This is a genomic window from Mesorhizobium sp. LjNodule214 (assembly GCF_964252735.1).
Taxonomy (GTDB): Bacteria; Pseudomonadota; Alphaproteobacteria; order Rhizobiales; family Rhizobiaceae; genus Mesorhizobium.
On record NZ_CAXUPE020000001.1, the window covers coordinates 868,205 to 883,173 of the forward strand.

General features: G+C 64.0%; 18 protein-coding genes. 8 read left to right on the forward strand and 10 right to left on the reverse strand.

Features of this window, described 5'->3' with window-relative positions; genetic code table 11:
• Window positions 1-136 precede the first annotated feature (136 nt).
• Entirely contained in the window at window positions 137-742 is a 606-nt protein-coding gene (locus ACSQ3Z_RS04235; protein WP_436170115.1) for a transporter, read from the reverse strand.
• Window positions 743-761: 19 nt separating this feature from the next.
• Complete coding sequence (dapE, locus tag ACSQ3Z_RS04240) at window positions 762-1,961, reverse strand: succinyl-diaminopimelate desuccinylase (protein ID WP_436170116.1); 1,200 nt, start codon at window positions 1,959-1,961, stop codon at window positions 762-764.
• A 116-nt stretch (window positions 1,962-2,077) separates the two neighbouring features.
• Between dapE and ACSQ3Z_RS04245 the strand changes: the two genes are divergently transcribed.
• Window positions 2,078-3,097: a 2-dehydropantoate 2-reductase gene (locus ACSQ3Z_RS04245; RefSeq protein ID WP_436170117.1), complete on the forward strand. Its 1,020-nt coding sequence runs from the start codon at window positions 2,078-2,080 to the stop codon at window positions 3,095-3,097.
• Window positions 3,098-3,111: 14 nt separating this feature from the next.
• Here the strand turns inward: ACSQ3Z_RS04245 and ACSQ3Z_RS04250 are convergent, their stop codons facing one another.
• From ACSQ3Z_RS04250 to dapD, 4 genes are all read right to left on the reverse strand, one after another.
• On the reverse strand, window positions 3,112-3,846 hold the full coding sequence (locus ACSQ3Z_RS04250; protein WP_436170118.1) for a hypothetical protein: 735 nt from the start codon (window positions 3,844-3,846) through the stop codon (window positions 3,112-3,114).
• Window positions 3,847-3,859: 13 nt separating this feature from the next.
• Window positions 3,860-4,234 carry a DUF805 domain-containing protein gene (locus ACSQ3Z_RS04255; RefSeq protein ID WP_167480895.1) on the reverse strand — a complete coding sequence of 125 codons (375 nt, stop codon included), beginning with the start codon at window positions 4,232-4,234 and terminating at the stop codon, window positions 3,860-3,862.
• Window positions 4,227-4,580: a DUF805 domain-containing protein gene (locus tag ACSQ3Z_RS04260; protein WP_436170119.1), complete on the reverse strand. Its 354-nt coding sequence runs from the start codon at window positions 4,578-4,580 to the stop codon at window positions 4,227-4,229. The genes ACSQ3Z_RS04255 and ACSQ3Z_RS04260 overlap by 8 nt, the downstream gene beginning before the upstream one ends.
• Before the next feature lie 70 nt (window positions 4,581-4,650).
• Window positions 4,651-5,505 (reverse strand): 2,3,4,5-tetrahydropyridine-2,6-dicarboxylate N-succinyltransferase, encoded by an 855-nt coding sequence (dapD, locus tag ACSQ3Z_RS04265; protein WP_436170120.1) that lies wholly within the window; start codon window positions 5,503-5,505, stop codon window positions 4,651-4,653.
• A 145-nt stretch (window positions 5,506-5,650) separates the two neighbouring features.
• On the opposite strand from dapD, the gene ACSQ3Z_RS04270 reads away from it, so the two are divergent.
• Window positions 5,651-6,490, forward strand: a complete 840-nt coding sequence (locus ACSQ3Z_RS04270) for an LOG family protein (protein WP_120017619.1) — start codon at window positions 5,651-5,653, stop codon at window positions 6,488-6,490.
• Between the two features lie 18 nt (window positions 6,491-6,508).
• Here the strand turns inward: ACSQ3Z_RS04270 and ACSQ3Z_RS04275 are convergent, their stop codons facing one another.
• Window positions 6,509-7,216, reverse strand: a complete 708-nt coding sequence (locus tag ACSQ3Z_RS04275; protein ID WP_006200628.1) for a pyrimidine 5'-nucleotidase — start codon at window positions 7,214-7,216, stop codon at window positions 6,509-6,511.
• Between the two features lie 150 nt (window positions 7,217-7,366).
• On the opposite strand from ACSQ3Z_RS04275, the gene ACSQ3Z_RS04280 reads away from it, so the two are divergent.
• The 3 genes from ACSQ3Z_RS04280 to ACSQ3Z_RS04290 all read left to right on the forward strand — a co-directional run bounded on the left by ACSQ3Z_RS04280 (window position 7,367) and on the right by ACSQ3Z_RS04290 (window position 9,907).
• Entirely contained in the window at window positions 7,367-8,128 is a 762-nt protein-coding gene (locus ACSQ3Z_RS04280; protein ID WP_436170121.1) for a GGDEF domain-containing protein, read from the forward strand.
• Window positions 8,129-8,297: 169 nt separating this feature from the next.
• A complete protein-coding gene (locus tag ACSQ3Z_RS04285; protein ID WP_436170122.1) occupies window positions 8,298-8,471 on the forward strand; it encodes a hypothetical protein in 174 nt (57 codons plus the stop codon).
• Window positions 8,468-9,907: a GMC oxidoreductase gene (locus tag ACSQ3Z_RS04290; protein WP_436170123.1), complete on the forward strand. Its 1,440-nt coding sequence runs from the start codon at window positions 8,468-8,470 to the stop codon at window positions 9,905-9,907. The genes ACSQ3Z_RS04285 and ACSQ3Z_RS04290 overlap by 4 nt, the downstream gene beginning before the upstream one ends.
• Window positions 9,908-10,029: 122 nt before the next feature.
• Here ACSQ3Z_RS04290 and ACSQ3Z_RS04295 read toward each other — a convergent pair whose 3' ends face one another.
• Complete coding sequence (locus ACSQ3Z_RS04295; protein ID WP_436170124.1) at window positions 10,030-10,197, reverse strand: hypothetical protein; 168 nt, start codon at window positions 10,195-10,197, stop codon at window positions 10,030-10,032.
• 94 nt (window positions 10,198-10,291) lie between these two features.
• On the opposite strand from ACSQ3Z_RS04295, the gene ACSQ3Z_RS04300 reads away from it, so the two are divergent.
• The gene (locus ACSQ3Z_RS04300) at window positions 10,292-10,774 is read left to right on the forward strand and encodes a MarR family winged helix-turn-helix transcriptional regulator (RefSeq protein WP_436170125.1); all 483 of its coding nucleotides are present in this window, start codon (window positions 10,292-10,294) and stop codon (window positions 10,772-10,774) included.
• 55 nt (window positions 10,775-10,829) lie between these two features.
• On the opposite strand, the gene phhA is transcribed toward ACSQ3Z_RS04300, so the two are convergent.
• Entirely contained in the window at window positions 10,830-11,663 is an 834-nt protein-coding gene (gene phhA / locus ACSQ3Z_RS04305; RefSeq protein ID WP_436170126.1) for a phenylalanine 4-monooxygenase, read from the reverse strand.
• 137 nt (window positions 11,664-11,800) lie between these two features.
• Between phhA and ACSQ3Z_RS04310 the strand changes: the two genes are divergently transcribed.
• Window positions 11,801-12,277, forward strand: coding sequence for an Lrp/AsnC family transcriptional regulator (locus ACSQ3Z_RS04310; RefSeq protein WP_436170127.1), 477 nt, complete (start codon window positions 11,801-11,803; stop codon window positions 12,275-12,277).
• A gap of 212 nt (window positions 12,278-12,489) precedes the next feature.
• On the forward strand, window positions 12,490-14,058 hold the full coding sequence (bchE, locus tag ACSQ3Z_RS04315) for a magnesium-protoporphyrin IX monomethyl ester anaerobic oxidative cyclase (protein WP_436170128.1): 1,569 nt from the start codon (window positions 12,490-12,492) through the stop codon (window positions 14,056-14,058).
• 7 nt (window positions 14,059-14,065) lie between these two features.
• Here bchE and argB read toward each other — a convergent pair whose 3' ends face one another.
• Window positions 14,066-14,959: an acetylglutamate kinase gene (gene argB / locus ACSQ3Z_RS04320; RefSeq protein WP_436170129.1), complete on the reverse strand. Its 894-nt coding sequence runs from the start codon at window positions 14,957-14,959 to the stop codon at window positions 14,066-14,068.
• Between the last annotated feature and the right edge of the window lie 10 nt (window positions 14,960-14,969).

The window sequence follows — 14,969 nt, forward strand, 5'->3', positions numbered from 1 at the left end:
TTGCGCGAACGTTCTGCCATCTCCTCCGCCGAAATACCCCTGCCAGGGTCTGCTTTCCAGGCGTGATATGTCGGCGCGACGTCCTCGCGCAGCCAACGCTCAGCGGCGGCGTCACACTCTTGCAGCGCGCGCGGCTTCATGTTCCAGCCTCGGTCGGTATGGTGATGCCGAGGAGCGCCTGCAGCCCGAACAGCACGGCCAGCGACGCCACGAACATGCCGGCGAAAACCGCGGTGCCGACTGCCGCGCCCCTGCCGATGACGGCATTGGTCATGCGCCAGGTCAGCACTATCGACAGCGCAAACAGGAGCAGCGACACCAGCCCCGAGACTTCGTCGGTCGACGGCAGGAAAAGCCTGATCAGCGCCGACGGCAGCATCAGCCAGGCGATGATCGCCGACGCCCAGTTGCTGGCGACGACATAGTGGACGAAGCGACCGCCGATCCCAGCGCGCGGCGCGATTAGAGCGAGAGCGACGAGCGGCAGCACCCAGGAGCCGATGTCGACGGTCGCCAGCCGCAGAAGCATGCTGAAGCGCCCGGCGAATGCGTTCGGGTCGCCGATCTCGTTGGCGATGCCGACCCAGCCGACGATCAGCGCCGGCGCCGCCACGACGATGGCGAAGAAGGAATTCCAGAAGCCGTCGGCCGAAAGGTCGAGCAGGCGCAGGCCGTCGGCCTTGCCGAGCATCAGCCGCCAGGCGCCGGCCAGCGAAGCGTAGGTTTCATCGGCCGAGAGCATGATCACACCGAAAGCATGGTTAGGCTGCGCCTCGCTCGAACCAGTCTTCGATGAAGCGCTGGTAGATCTGCGTCAGCGTCTCGAGATCGGCAAGTGCGACGCGTTCATCGACCATGTGCATGGTCTTGCCGACCAGCCCGAACTCCACCACCGGACAGTAATCCTTGATGAAGCGGGCGTCCGAGGTGCCGCCCGAGGTCGACAGCGCCGGCGTCCTGCCGATGGCCGTCCTGACCGATTGGCTCAGCGTTTCGATCAGCCGGTCGTCGCGGGTGAGAAACACGTGGCTCGGCCGGTCGCGCCAGACAATATCGTAGTCGACCGGCGTCTTCTTGCCCGGCCGGTACTTTGTGCGGCCGGCCGCCTGGTCGAGGCGGTTATGGATCTCGGCCTGGATGGTCTCGGCCGTCCATGTATCGTTGAAGCGGATGTTGAAGGTCGCCGTCGCCTTCGCCGGTATGACGTTGGTGGCGGGGTTGCCGACATCGATGGAGGTCACCTCCAGATTGGTCGCCTGGAAATCCTTCGTTCCCTCGTCAAAGGCCGGATAAAGCAAGGCATCGACCAGGCTCATCAGCCCGCGCACCGGGTTGTCGGCAAGCTGCGGATAGGCGGCGTGGCCCTGTCGGCCATTGACGGCGACGCTGCCGGACAGCGAGCCGCGCCGGCCGATCTTGATCATGTCACCGAGCGCGTCCGGATTGGTCGGCTCGCCGACGATCGAGGCGTCCCATTTCTCGCCCTTGCTGGCGGCCCATTCGAGCAGCTTTGTCGTGCCGTTGATCGCCGGGCCTTCTTCGTCGCCGGTGATCAGCAGCGAGACCGAGCCCTTCGGCCCGCCATTCTCCTCGACATGGCGCGCCACCGCCGCGATGAAACAGGCGATGCCGCCCTTCATGTCGACGGCGCCGCGGCCATACATCTCACCATTGACGATTTCGGCGGCGAAGGGCGGGTGCGTCCAGGCGGCCTCGTCGCCGACCGGCACCACATCGGTATGGCCGGCAAACATCAGATGTGGCCCGTTGCCGGAGCGCCTGGCATAGAGGTTTTCGATGTCCGGCGTGCCGTCTTCCGAAAACACCGGGCGCTCGACGGAAAATCCGAGCGGCTTCAGCATCGTCTCCAGCGCGCTCAGCGCCCCGCCTTCGGCGGGCGTCACCGAGGCACAGCGGATCAGGGCGGCAAGGTTTGCGGCGGGGTCGGTCGGCAATTTCATGGGCAAAGCGATAGTCGAAAGCGGAAGGTCTGTCACGGCCAGACATCATGACCAGCCATGGCGCCGACAATATGGTTTTCATGCCGTATAGTTGCGGGCCAATAAAGGACTATCGCATGGCCAACAACGACAGTCTGGTCGCAATAGCCGGCGCCGGCAGCATCGGCTGCTATGCCGGCGGCTGTCTGGCGCTGGCCGGCCGGCGGGTGATGCTGCTGGCGCGGCCACGCATCGGCGAGGCGGTGCGCAAGGATGGCCTGCGGGTCACCGATCTCGACGGCCGCGACCGCAGCGTCAAGCCAGAGGCGCTGCCGGCCACCGCCGATCCGGCGACCGCCCTGCGCGACGCCGAGGTGATCCTGGTGACGGTCAAGAGCGGCGCGACGCAGGAGATGGCTGCGCTGATCGCCGCCCATGCCCGCCCGGACGCGGTGGTCGTCAGCCTGCAGAACGGCGTCGACAATGCCGACAGGCTGCGGGCCGGGTTGGCCGGCCGGCAAGTGCTTGCCGGCATGGTGCCGTTCAACGTGGTGCAATCGCCAGACGGCGAAGCGCCGCTGCGCGTGCACCGCGCCAGCGAGGGCAAGGTGATGATCGAAGACGGCCTGGCCGGCCTGGCCGGATTGCTCGCAGTCGAGGGGCTGACGGTCGAAACCCATCGCGACATGACGGCGGTGCTGTGGGGCAAGCTGTTGATGAACCTGAACAACGCGCTGGTGGCACTGTCCAACCTGCCTTTGGCCACCGAACTGGCAGACCGCCGCTGGCGGCTGATCCTGGCTGGCCAGATCGGCGAGGCGCTGGTGGCAATGAAGGCTTGCGGAATCAAGCCCGCACGGATTGCCGGCTTGCCCCCCGCGCTGATGCCAAAAGTGCTCCAACTGCCGGACTGGCTGTTCAAGCGTCTGGCGCGGCGCATGCTGGCCATCGACCCCGAAGCGCGCTCCTCAATGTGGGACGATCTGCAACGCGGCCGGCCGACCGAGATCGGCGAGCTGCAGGGCGCGGTGCTCAGCCTGGCGCAAAGGGCAGGCGTGCCGGCGCCTGTGACAGGACGCGTCGCGGCTTTGGTGCGCGAGGCCGAGCGGCAAAGGCGCGGCTCGCCCGGGCTGAGCTCGGAAGCGGTCGTGGCCTGAACGATCGCGATGGATCAGGGTTGGTTCTTTTTCCCCGGTCGACCAGCCTGAGGCCGGCCTTCGATCAGGGTGATCTTCTGCCAGATCTTGCGCGACAGGTTGGAGGCCAGGTTCTCGATGTCGTTGACGCCGTCGATGACGACGGCGTCATTGACGGACTGGGCGAACAGCGCGGCGATCTTGCCGGTGATTGACAGCATTTCCGAGCAATAGTCGAGGTAGCGGGCGAGGTCGGCGGCGTTGGTGATGCGGGCCGGCGAATGCGCGGTCGGCTTGAAACTGGCGGAAAGCGTCGCCGGGTCCTTGGTCAGCTGGTGCATGTCGATGACATGGATCAGCGAGCGCAAGCCGTGCAGCTGGCGAAAGACCTGCTTGCGCTTGATGCGTTCCTCCGAGCGGATCAGCGCCAGGAAGCCGACAATGGCGAGAATGACCATATTGAGCGAGGCTTCGATGCCTTGCACCGACTGGACGGCGTCGCCGGGCTTGGAAATGCGGTCGAACGGCAGGACGGTGCCGACGAACAGGAACATCAGCGCCCCGGCGACGACGGCGGCGACGACGAGGACGCGCAGCCACCAGATCGGCGCTTCGAGCGCCTTGGCGCCCTTTGCCAGGTCGCGCGACAAGGAGACCAGCTCGGCGGCGACGCCGCGCAGGCCGGCATCGGGAAAACGCTCGGCGACGCGCTCCTGCAGTTTTTCGGCCGTCTCGATGATCAGTTTCGGGTCAAGCGTGCGGTAGCGCATCGACCGGTCCTCGTCAGTCGGCCGGCGCGTTGGTGCGCCTGCCGTAGCGGTTGGGGCCAGGTTGCCCGGGAAACAGGCAGAGCACCAGGAAGGCGATGATCGAGACGACCGGCACGAACAGCACCAGCGCCGCGATGCCCGGCTTGTCGAGATCGTGCAGCCGCTTCACCGCCAGCACGATGTTCGACCACAGCGAGGCGATGAAGGCGACGAAGAAGATGAACGACCACATGTTGCTCTCGGGCGAGCCTTCCGCCACCAGCGTGAAGCGGTAGAGCGGAAAGGCCTGCACGATGGCCACCAGCAGCCCGCCGAGAAAATAGGCCGCGCGGCTGACGCGGCCTGAAGTTTTGAAGAAAAGCCAAATGAGGTCTGATTTTTCAGGCAAGCGGGTCCGGTCCATACTGATTGGCGCCCCTGGTGCCTTCGAGAATACCGAGCTCGACCAGCATCCAGATGCCGCCGATGATCGGCACCAGCCCGATCAGCGACCACCAGCCCGACTTGTCTCGGTCGTGCCAGCGTTTGGCGTAGACACCGAAGACCGGGTAGAGCATGGCGAGCCCGTATATCGCATAGATGAAGCCATAAGGCATGCCGTTGAACGTGGTGCCGATTATGTTGTCGAGGATCATCGCGATAATGGCGCCGACGACTATCACACCAACGCAAGCCCAGAACTTGCCGCGATTGATACGCCCCTCGTAACTTGTCAGAAGGTATTTCCAGTCCATGTTACCCCTCCGCGTTGAAGGCGCGACGCATCGTCGCGCCGGCGGAAGGTGCGTCCGTTTCCGGAAAAGATCAATCGCGCAGCAATTCGTTGATCGAGGTCTTGGAGCGGGTCTTGGCGTCGACCCGCTTGACGATGACAGCGCAGTAGAGGCCCGGTCCTGGTTCGTTGTTCGGGAAAGGCTTGCCCGGAAGCGATCCGGCGACGACGACCGAATTGGGCGGCACTTCGCCATAGAAGACCTCGCCGGTGGCACGGTCGACGATCTTGGTCGACTGGCCGATGAACACGCCCATGCCAAGCACCGAGCCTTCACGCACGATGCAGCCCTCGACCACTTCCGAGCGCGCGCCGATGAAGCAATTGTCCTCGATGATGGTCGGGCCGGCCTGCATCGGCTCCAGCACGCCGCCAATGCCGACGCCGCCCGACAGATGCACGTTCTTGCCGATCTGGGCGCAGGAGCCGACCGAGGCCCAGGTGTCGACCATGGTGCCGCTGTCGACATAGGCGCCGACATTGACGAAGGACGGCATCAGCACCGCGCCCGGCGCGACATAGGCGGAGCGGCGCACGACCGACGACGGCACCGCGCGGAAGCCGGCCTTTTCGAAGTCGACGGCACCCCAGCCATCGAACTTCGACGGCACCTTGTCCCACCACACCGCTTCGCCCGGACCACCCTTGATGATCTCCATCGGGTTGAGCCGGAACGACAGCAGCACGGCTTTCTTCAGCCACTGGTTGACGTGCCACTTGCCGTCGGCCTGGCGCTCGGCGACGCGAGCGGCGCCTCGGTCAAGCAGGTCGAGCGCCGACTGGATGGCGTCGCGCGTCTCGCCGCGAGTCGCGGTCGAAATCGTGTCGCGCTCCTCGAAGGCCTTCTCTATGGTCCTTTCGAGGCTCGCCAGATCGGGCTTCGACATGATTTCGCTCCGTTACCAAGCTGTTAAGGGGCAGCGCCTTAACCTGTTTTGAAAGTCGCGCGGACCCTATGTTAAGGCTTATTGGGGGTCAATCGCGAGTGCGCCATGGGACGGCGCAAGTGAATTATTGGGACGGGTAGAGCAAATGACGCCAATGGAAAAGGCGGGGTGGACGCCGCTGCCGCATTCGGACGAGGATCTGGAGCGGGCAAAGAGCGTGCCGGACACGCCGCAGACGCGCGCCGACACCTACCGGCTGGCCTGGAACGATCCGGAGTTCATGACGCGGCGCGAATTGCGTGCGGTGCGGCTGCAGCTCGAGCTCTTGAAGCCCGAGATGATCCTGGCTGAGCGCGGCATCCGTTCGACCGTGATCCTGTTCGGCGGCGCGCGCATTCCCGAGCCCGGCGGCGAAGCCTGGGCGGCGAAGAACGAGACGCAGAAGAAGAACCTCGAGCTGAACAGCCGATACTACGAGGAGGCGCGCAAGTTCGCCCGCCTCTGCTCGCAGCAGTCTGCCACCTCCTACTACCGCGAATTCGTCGTCGTCACCGGCGGCGGGCCCGGCGTCATGGAGGCCGGCAACCGCGGCGCCGACGATGTCGGCGCGCCGTCGATCGGCCTCAACATCGTGCTGCCGCACGAGCAGGCACCGAACGCCTATGTGACGCCAGAACTCTGCTTCAACTTCCACTATTTCGCCATCCGCAAGATGCATTTCGTCATGCGCGCCAAGGCGGTGGCGGTGTTCCCCGGCGGCTTCGGCACGATGGACGAATTCTTCGAGACGCTGACGCTGATCCAGACCGGGCGCATGGAGCGCGTGCCGGTGATCCTGTTCGGCAAGTCCTTCTGGCAAAAGGCGATAGATCTCGATTTCCTGGCCGAACAGGGCACGATCACGCCCGGCGACCAGGACATCATCGACTTCGTCGACACCGCCGACGAGGCCTGGGGCATCATCGGCCGCTTCTACAATCTCTGAGCGTAGCTGGCCCGCGTCTCAGGCGGGCACTTCGACGATCGCCGTGAGAAAGCTGGCGAGGTCGTCGGTGACGAAATCGACGTCGTCTTCGTTGGCCGGGTCGCGTTCCCAGATCTCCGAGAAGGTCGGCTCGAAGTTGCGCGGCACCACCAGCACCGTGGTCATGCCGAGCGATTTCGGCACGGCCAGATTGCGCGCCAGGTCCTCGAACATCACCGCATTGTGGCCGGTGACGGCGTGCAGCTCGGCAAACCGCTCATAGGTCTGGCGTGCCGGCTTGGGGTTCAGCCCGGCCGCGACGATGTCGAAGATGGCATCGAAATGCTCGAGTATGCCAAGCTGGCGCGCGGTGCGTTCGGCATGCCTGCGATCGCCATTGGTGAAGATGAACTTGCGGCCGGGAAGCTGGCGGATGGCGGCTCCGAGGACCGGATCGGGCACCAGCCACGAATAGTCGATGTCGTGCACCTTCTCGAGAAAGTCGTCGGGGTCGATGCCGTGGCGCGTCATCAGCCCGTTCAGCGTCGTGCCATACTCTAGGTAGAGTTCCTTCTGCAGCTTGCGCGCTTCGTCGCGCGGCAGTGTCAGCAGCTCTCCGACATAGGCGGTCATCTTCACGTCGATCTGCGCGAACAGGTTCGAATGGTGCGGATAGAGCGTGTTGTCGAGATCGAATACCCAGTCGGTGACATGGGCGAAGCGTGCGGGGTCGGGCAGCGTGGTCATGCTTCCTTATGGCACGCTGGCCAGGCGTTTATCCACAACTTATGCGCGTCGAAAGATGTCAAAATGGCGCCTCGTTTCAAATTTTAAGCATCGCCGAAAGGTGGTCTTCAGGGCTTGCTGGGCACAGAGGCGGTTCTGTGGGAGCCAGCGATGAATCGCCTAATTCTGAAATCCGCCGCCGTCGCTTTCGGCTCGGTAGCAGCCTCACTTTTGTTGACGCTGATCATCGTCCCCGCACTGGGCCTCCCGATCAGCCGCACGATCTGGCTGACCTCCACAGTCTGCCCGCTGGTCCTCGCCTGGATCGCCAGCGCAACCACCTTCTGGCAGAGCGACAGGGTGAAAAGCGCGCATCGCGAACTCGCCCGGGCACACGCCCAGCTTGCCGCCGCGCATCGGCGCCTGTCGGAAAAGGCAAGCCGTGACGACATGACCGGCATGCTCAACCGCGAGAGCTTCTTTGCGGCGCTTGAGGGTTCGCGGCGCAAATCCGATCGCGGCGCGCTGCTGATCATCGATGCCGACCACTTCAAGAAGATCAATGACAGCTTCGGTCATCTGACCGGCGACGACGCGCTGCTGCTGATCGCCGCCGCCATCGAACGCGGCGTGCGCAGCGGCGACGTGCTCGGTCGCGTTGGCGGCGAGGAATTCGCCGCCTTTCTTATCGGCGCCGCCGAACAGGAGGCCAAACGTGTCGCCGAGCGCATCCGGCGGGAGGTCGAACTGATCCGCTTCCGTCCCGTCGACGAGCGGACGGTTCCGCTGACGGTCAGCATCGGCGGCACCACTTGCGGCGAAGGCATCGGCGTGTCCGACCTGATGCGCGCCGCCGACCGCCGACTCTACGAGGCCAAGCATCGTGGCCGCAATCTCGCGATCCTCGACCGCGATGTTCCGGAAGCCGCCTGAGGCCCGCAGCAGTTAGGAAAATCCTAACCCTGGTTGCCCTCAACCAGCCCGTTTACCCGGTTGTAGCAGCTTTCCGGCTAGGCTTGGCACGAAACTGGCTTTTCCTGGCGGGCGTGTGCCGTTCAGGGAACGCCGTGCGTGGATCGAAGCCCCCATCGAGAGACGTGACATGACCTTCTTCACCGGGAAATTCTTCACCAGAAAAATGCCGCGCCGCATGATCGTGCAGGTGCTCATCGCACTGCCGGCGCTGTCGCTGTTCCGCAACCAGGCTGTCGTCGTCGACCCTGACGAGATCGTCGAGGTCAACGGCTGGATCCTCAAGCGGGGCGACCTTGCATGATCTTCGACAGCTACGAGGCCTTTCGCGCGGCCAACTTTGCCGCCAAGGTGTGTATCCTCGGTTCCGGCCCCGCCGGCACCACGATCTCCAGGAAGCTTGGCGCCGCGGGCATTCCGGTTGTCGTGCTGGAGGCGGGCTCGCGCGAATTCAGCGACGAGTCGCAGGATTTCTATCGCGGGACCACGGTCGGCGATCCCTATTTCGACCTCGACATCACGCGGCTGCGCTTCATGGGGGGCTCCTCGAACCATTGGGCCGGCTGGTGCCGTGTGCTCGACAAGCAGGACTTCGAGCCCAAGGCCTGGGCGCCGGACACCGGCTGGCCGATCAGCCGTGCCGACATCGAGCCCTATCTGCCTGAGGTGCACGAGATCCTCGAGCTCCCCGACTTCCGGCCGGATGTGCCGATTTCGGACGACATCCGCTGGGTGCAGCTGATCAAGAGCCCGGCTGTGCGCTTTGGCGAGAAATTCGCCGACGAGCTGGACGCGAGCAGGAACATCGCCGTGGTGCTCAACACCTATGCCACCGAGCTCGCCGGCGACGGCAAGCGGGTGACCGGCGCCAGGCTGTGGTCGAATGGCCAGGACGCCGGCGCCTTCAGTGCCGATTATTTCATCGCCTGCACAGGCGGGCTGGAGAATTCGCGGCTGCTTTTGTGGTCGAACCAGCGCTCGAATGGCGGCGTCGTGCCGAACGCCACCGCGCTCGGTCGCTACTGGATGGAGCATCCGACCTTCGAGGGCGGCAATGCCATCCTCGCCGACTATGGCGAGTTCGAGGTCGATGCCGTCGACGAGGCCTTCTTCTCGCCGACGCCGGCCGCGATGGAACGACTTCAGATCATGAATTTCGGTATCAGGCTGATCGAGACGCCCTATCCCCACGTCAAGCGACTGATCGCCGACCTGGCCTGCACGGCGCCCGACATGGCCGAATGGATGTCCTCCCAACTCAGCCAGAACCTGCGTTGCGCCGCCCAGCTCTATGTCGCCTGGGAACAGGCGCCCCTGGCCTCGAACCAGATCGAACTGTCGAAGACCGATGTCGACCATGCCGGTGTGCCGCGCATCGAACTGCATTGGAAAAAGTCGAAACTGGAACGCCGCACCTTGCTGGAGGGGTTGAGGCTGTTCGGCACGACGATGGCGCAGAAGAATCTTGGCCGCGTGCGCCTCGCCGACTGGATCGCCAATGGCGAGGACTATCCGACCAACGAGGAGACCGCCGGCCATCATCATATGGGCGGCACGCGCATGGGCATGGATGTGACCAGAAGTGTGGTCGACGCCAACTGCAAGGTCCATGGCATGGACAATCTCTATGTCGGCGGCTCCTCGGTGTTCTGCACGTCGGGCGAGTGCAATCCGACGACCACCATCACCGCCCTGGCCTGCCGGCTGGCTGACCACCTGGGCAAGGTCATCACGGTGTGACGAAGTCATCACGGTGTGACGAAGTCATCACACACCGTCTGACGTCCAAAAGCAGGTGGCGCCGGCGCCTGTGATGGCGGCCGGCGCCGCCCTGGCGCGCCTTTGAGAAGATCGTACTGAGTTTACAGGCCGTACACGGCGATGCGCACCAGCACGGCCGCGGCGGCCAGCGCCACCAGCAGGATGCCGAGGCCGATGGGCGACCCCCAGCCATACCATTCCATGGCCAGCTTGGCGTATTTGAACTCCTCCTCATGCGAGAGAGGGGCACGGTGCTGAATCAGGCTCATTTTTCACTCCTTGTCGGCGACTGGTCCTTGCCTTGCGCGAGCCACAGCCGCATATTGCTGCGATCGTCTTAATGTTAGACAGATTGATAGTTAGATGATCGAAATAAATTCGTCAAGCACAAATCGTCCCGAAATGGCCGAGGCGATCAGCCTTGCCATCATGCGCTGGCAGGATGCGACGCAGGCCTATGATGAGGCGGTGGGCGCCAAGCTTGGGCTGAACGCGGCCGAACGGCATTGCCTCGGACTGCTCTATGGCGGCCCGCAATCGGCCGGCGCTGTCGCGGCCGCGACGGGGTTGACCCCGGCCGCCGTTACCGCGCTGATCGACCGGCTGGAGGCACGTGGCCTTTTGACCCGCACCCGCAGCCTCGAGGACAGGCGCAAGGTGGTGATCGAGGCAACGGAGCGCACACGGGAGCTGTCGGCGCGCTACTACGGCGCCATTGCGCAGGAAGGGCAAAAAATGATGGCCAGCTTCGGCGATGCCGAGTTGGCCACCATATTGCGCTTCACCACCGCGGCACTCGACCTGCAGCGCGAGCAGCTTGCCCGTCTGAAGGCCGAGGTCGGCTGAGCCATCTGTTTACGCAATTCCAGGAAAACCGCTGCGCACTTTTCCTGGAATTGCCTTAGACCGCCGCCGGGTCGAGCGCCGGCTTGCCTTTGTTGCGTCCGACGATGCCGGCCATGTCGGCGGTCTGGAAGGCATCGCGCAGGACATCGAAGGACGGCAACACGAAATAGGCGCGTTGGAACTTGTCGATCTCGTAGCCGGTGCGCATCACCGTTTCGAGGTCGAAGGGCACATGATGCGCGTCCTTGCTCTCGACGGCGAACTGCAGCTCGGTGAAGGATGACATCAGCCCGGCGCCAAAGGCCTTCAGCGGTTGGCCGGCTTCCTGCATCAGCCCGTATTCGGCGGTATACCAGTACAGGCGGGTGATCATCTCGTCGCCGCCGAGCGCGATCACGTCTTCGGCCTTCTGGCCGTACATCTGCATGAAATCGGCGAAGACCGGCTGCGTCAGGATCGGCACGTGGCCAAAGAAGTCATGGAACATGTCCGGCTCGACGATATAGTCGAGCTCCTGCCGCGTCCTCAGCCAGTTGGTGACCGGGAAGCGGCGGTTGGCGAGATGGTCGAAGAACGGCGCGGCGGGGATCAGCCCCGGCACGGCGACGATTTCCCAGCCGGTGAGCTTGCGCAGCTTTTCGCTGACCGCACCGAAATCCGGGATCCTGTCGAGAAGCCCAAGTGCCGCGACGCCGTCGAGATAGGAGTGATGGGCGAGCTTCTGCGTCAGCTTCGTCTGGCGGTCGCACAGCGTGCGCCACACCGCCTGTTCGTCGGCTTTGTAGTCATAGCCTTGCGCCACGGTGAAATCGGCGCGGCAGACCGAATAATCGCCGCGCAGGCCCTGCGCCGCACATTCCCTTGCATAGTCGGCAACGCTCATCGTCATGGCTGTTCTCCTCATGAATTCATGGCCAATCGTGGAGCAATTCTAGCCCGCGACGGCGAGGCATATCCGCTTTGATGGTGGCCTAAACGCAGCATTTGAGGTAAAAGGCACTATCGGAAAGCTGTTGGAGAGTGAAAATGCCTCAGTTTGACGAGTTCGAAATCAGGATGCTCGACATCCTGCAGCGCGACGGCCGCAAGCCGGTATCGGAACTCGCCCAGGAGATCGGCCTGTCGACCACACCTTGCGCGCGCCGCTTCGAGGCCCTGCAGGACACCGGCGTCATCAAGGGCTTTGCCGCCGCCATTAGCCGTCGCGCCGTCGGCCTGACGGTCGAGGTGTTCATCCAGGTGCGGCTGGTCAGCCATAGCGACGGCTCGCCGGAAAGCTTCATCGCCGCCGTTCAGCGCATGGACGAGGTGTCCGCCTGCTGGACGATGACCGGCGACCACGACTTCCTGCTGCATGTCATGGTGCCGTCGGTCGACGAGCTCAATCACTTCGTCATGCACCGGCTGATGCGGCTTGATGGCGTCCGCGACGTCCACACCCAGCTCGTGCTGCAGAACATCAAGGGCCCGGGCCATGTGCCGCTCGCCCACCTTCGACGCTAGAGCCTGTTCCATCCCGATGAATCGGGATGGGGCTCTATCCTTTTTTTGGCATGATCGTTTCTGAAAACCAGTTCCCACTTTTCAGGATCATGCTCGAGACAGCCTTCCCGCCAATTCTGCGGAAAAGCTGCACGCAAACTGCGCAATGACGCCAAGTCCGGATCGAGATCGGCGGCTAGGAACCTGCGGACCGTCACCGCAAGGGGTCCGCCATGAACATCGTCCTGATCAATCCGCCGCACACCGCCATCGGCAGCCGCGTGCCTGACGACCATCTGCCGCCGCTCGGGCTCTTGGCGCTGGGCGGTCCGCTGCTCGATGCCGGCCATCGGGTGCGGCTCGTCGATGCCGAGTTCGGGCCGATGCCGCTTGCGGTGCTCGTCCGCGACGCTCTGAGCGGGCAACCAGACTGCGTCCTCATCGGCCATTCCGGCTCGACCTCGGCGCATCCGACGGCCTTGCGCATCGCGCAGATGCTCAAGGCTCACGCTCCGGCGACGATCGTCATCTATGGCGGCGTGTTTCCGACCTATCACTGGCGTGACATTCTCGCTGAAACGGATGTCTTCGACTTCATCGTGCGCGGCGAGGGCGAGGCCACCATTGCGGCACTCATCAAGGCGCTGCAGCGGCGCCAGCCGCTGTCCGATGTGCCCGGCATTGCCTTTCGCGACGATTTGCGCCGCCCGTTCGCCACCCAGCCGGCGAAGACGATCACCAATCTCGACGATTACCGCGTCGGCTGGGAACTGATCGACCACGGCCGCTACAGCTATTGGGGCGGCAAGCGCGCCGTGGTCATGCAGTTTTCCAGAGGATGCCCGCATCTGTGCAACTATTGCGGCCAACGCGGTTTCTGGACCCGCTGGCGGCATCGCGATCCCAAGAAATTTGCGCAAGAGATAGCCTGGCTGCACCGTGAGCACGGTGTCGAACTGATCAACCTCGCCGACGAGAACCCGACCGTCTCGAAGAAGGCATGGCGCATCTTCCTCGACGCGATGATCGCCGAGAACGTGCCGGTGCTGATCGTTGGCTCCACCCGCGCCGACGACATCGTGCGCGACGCCGACATCCTGTATCTCTATCGCAAGGCAGGCGTCATCCGCTGGCTGCTCGGCATGGAAAACACCGACGAGCAGACGCTTCAATTGATCCGCAAGGGCGGCAGCACTTCATCCGACCGCGAGGCGATCCGGTTGCTACGCCTGCATGGCATCCTGTCGATGGCGACCTGGGTCGCCGGCTTCGAGGACGAAGACTTTCGCGACCTCTGGCGCGGCTTCCGCCAGCTGATCGCCTATGACCCGGACCAGATCCAGGCGCTCTATGTCACGCCGCATCGCTGGACGCCGTTCTTCAGGATCGCCAGGGACCGCAAGGTGATCCAGCTGGACGCCCGCCTGTGGGACTACAAGCACCAGGTTCTGCAGATGACCCGGCTCAAACCCTGGATGCTGTTCTTCAGCGTCAAGCTGATCGAGCTGGCGGTACAGTCGCGGCCGAAGGCGCTGGCGCGCATCCTGTTCCACAAGGATCCCGAGCAGCGCCATTCGATGCGCTGGTATACGCAGATGGGCCGCCGCGTCTGGTTCCGCGAGGTCTGGGGGGTTCTCGTCCGCGACCGCCGCCTGAAGGACGGTCCGACGCTGGCCGAATTCTGGGGCGCTCCGCAGGATGCCGAAGAGGAATCGATGATCGTCCAACGCCTGGCGCGAAAGCCGGCCATTCCCGTCATCGACAATCTCGAAGCTCCGGCTGGGAAAAGATTAGCCGGCTGACAAGCCGTTACGGCACGATCAGCGTGCCGGCGCCGTGCTCGGTGAACAGCTCCAGCAGCACCGAATGCGGCGTCTTGCCGTTGAGGATGACGACGCCTTCGACGCCGCGCTCGATCGCCTCGATGCAGGTCTCGACCTTGGGGATCATGCCGCCCGACACCGTACCGTCCTTGATCAGCGCTTTGGCCTCGGCCACCGTCAACTCGTCGATCAGCTTCTTGTTCCTGTCGAGCACGCCGGGCACGTCGGTAAGGAACAGAAGGCGCGAGGCCTGGCAGGCGCCGGCGATGGCACCGGCGAATGTGTCGGCATTGATGTTGTAGGTATGGCCATCGCGGCCGGGAGCCACCGGCGCCAGCACCGGGATCATTTCGGAGCGCGCCAGCAGATCGAGCAGCGTGCGGTCAACCTCGACCGGTTCGCCAACGAAGCCGAGATCCAGCACCCGCTCGATGTTGGAGTCCGGGTCGATCATCGTCTTGCGCGCCTTTTCGGCGAACACCATGTTGCCGTCCTTGCCGCACAGGCCGATCGCCCACTCGCCCTCGGCATTGATCAGCGCCACGATCTCCTTGTTGATCGAGCCGGCCAGCACCATCTCGACGATCTCGACCGTCTTCTGGTCGGTGACGCGCAAGCCGCCCTCGAACTTCGATTCGATGCCCATCTTGTTGAGCATGGCGCCGATCTGCGGCCCGCCGCCATGCACGACGATCGGATTGACGCCAGATTGTTTCAACAGCGCGATGTCGCGGGCGAAGGCCTTGCCGAGCTCGTGGTCACCCATGGCGTGGCCGCCATATTTCACCACGACCGTCTTGTTTTCGTAGCGCTGCATATAGGGCAGCGCCCTGGAGAGCAGCGCGGCCTGCATTTCGGCGGTGGCGGCGATGTCCGTCATCGATATGGAT

Excerpts from the sequence above, each read along its gene's own strand:
- ACSQ3Z_RS04280 (WP_436170121.1), top strand. The coding sequence starts at position 7,367 with ATGAATCGCCTAATTCTGAAATCCGCCGCCGTCGCTTTCGGCTCGGTA.
- ACSQ3Z_RS04290 (WP_436170123.1), top strand. The coding sequence starts at position 8,468 with ATGATCTTCGACAGCTACGAGGCCTTTCGCGCGGCCAACTTTGCCGCC.
- ACSQ3Z_RS04270 (WP_120017619.1), top strand. The coding sequence starts at position 5,651 with ATGACGCCAATGGAAAAGGCGGGGTGGACGCCGCTGCCGCATTCGGAC.
- ACSQ3Z_RS04250 (WP_436170118.1), bottom strand. The coding sequence starts at position 3,846 with ATGCGCTACCGCACGCTTGACCCGAAACTGATCATCGAGACGGCCGAA.
- bchE (WP_436170128.1), top strand. The coding sequence starts at position 12,490 with ATGAACATCGTCCTGATCAATCCGCCGCACACCGCCATCGGCAGCCGC.
- ACSQ3Z_RS04275 (WP_006200628.1), bottom strand. The coding sequence starts at position 7,216 with ATGACCACGCTGCCCGACCCCGCACGCTTCGCCCATGTCACCGACTGG.
- ACSQ3Z_RS04235 (WP_436170115.1), bottom strand. The coding sequence starts at position 742 with ATGCTCTCGGCCGATGAAACCTACGCTTCGCTGGCCGGCGCCTGGCGG.
- ACSQ3Z_RS04245 (WP_436170117.1), top strand. The coding sequence starts at position 2,078 with ATGGCCAACAACGACAGTCTGGTCGCAATAGCCGGCGCCGGCAGCATC.
- phhA (WP_436170126.1), bottom strand. The coding sequence starts at position 11,663 with ATGACGATGAGCGTTGCCGACTATGCAAGGGAATGTGCGGCGCAGGGC.
- ACSQ3Z_RS04295 (WP_436170124.1), bottom strand. The coding sequence starts at position 10,197 with ATGAGCCTGATTCAGCACCGTGCCCCTCTCTCGCATGAGGAGGAGTTC.
- ACSQ3Z_RS04300 (WP_436170125.1), top strand. The coding sequence starts at position 10,292 with ATGATCGAAATAAATTCGTCAAGCACAAATCGTCCCGAAATGGCCGAG.
- ACSQ3Z_RS04310 (WP_436170127.1), top strand. The coding sequence starts at position 11,801 with ATGCCTCAGTTTGACGAGTTCGAAATCAGGATGCTCGACATCCTGCAG.
- ACSQ3Z_RS04285 (WP_436170122.1), top strand. The coding sequence starts at position 8,298 with ATGACCTTCTTCACCGGGAAATTCTTCACCAGAAAAATGCCGCGCCGC.
- ACSQ3Z_RS04260 (WP_436170119.1), bottom strand. The coding sequence starts at position 4,580 with ATGGACTGGAAATACCTTCTGACAAGTTACGAGGGGCGTATCAATCGC.
- dapE (WP_436170116.1), bottom strand. The coding sequence starts at position 1,961 with ATGAAATTGCCGACCGACCCCGCCGCAAACCTTGCCGCCCTGATCCGC.
- dapD (WP_436170120.1), bottom strand. The coding sequence starts at position 5,505 with ATGTCGAAGCCCGATCTGGCGAGCCTCGAAAGGACCATAGAGAAGGCC.
- argB (WP_436170129.1), bottom strand. The coding sequence starts at position 14,959 with ATGACGGACATCGCCGCCACCGCCGAAATGCAGGCCGCGCTGCTCTCC.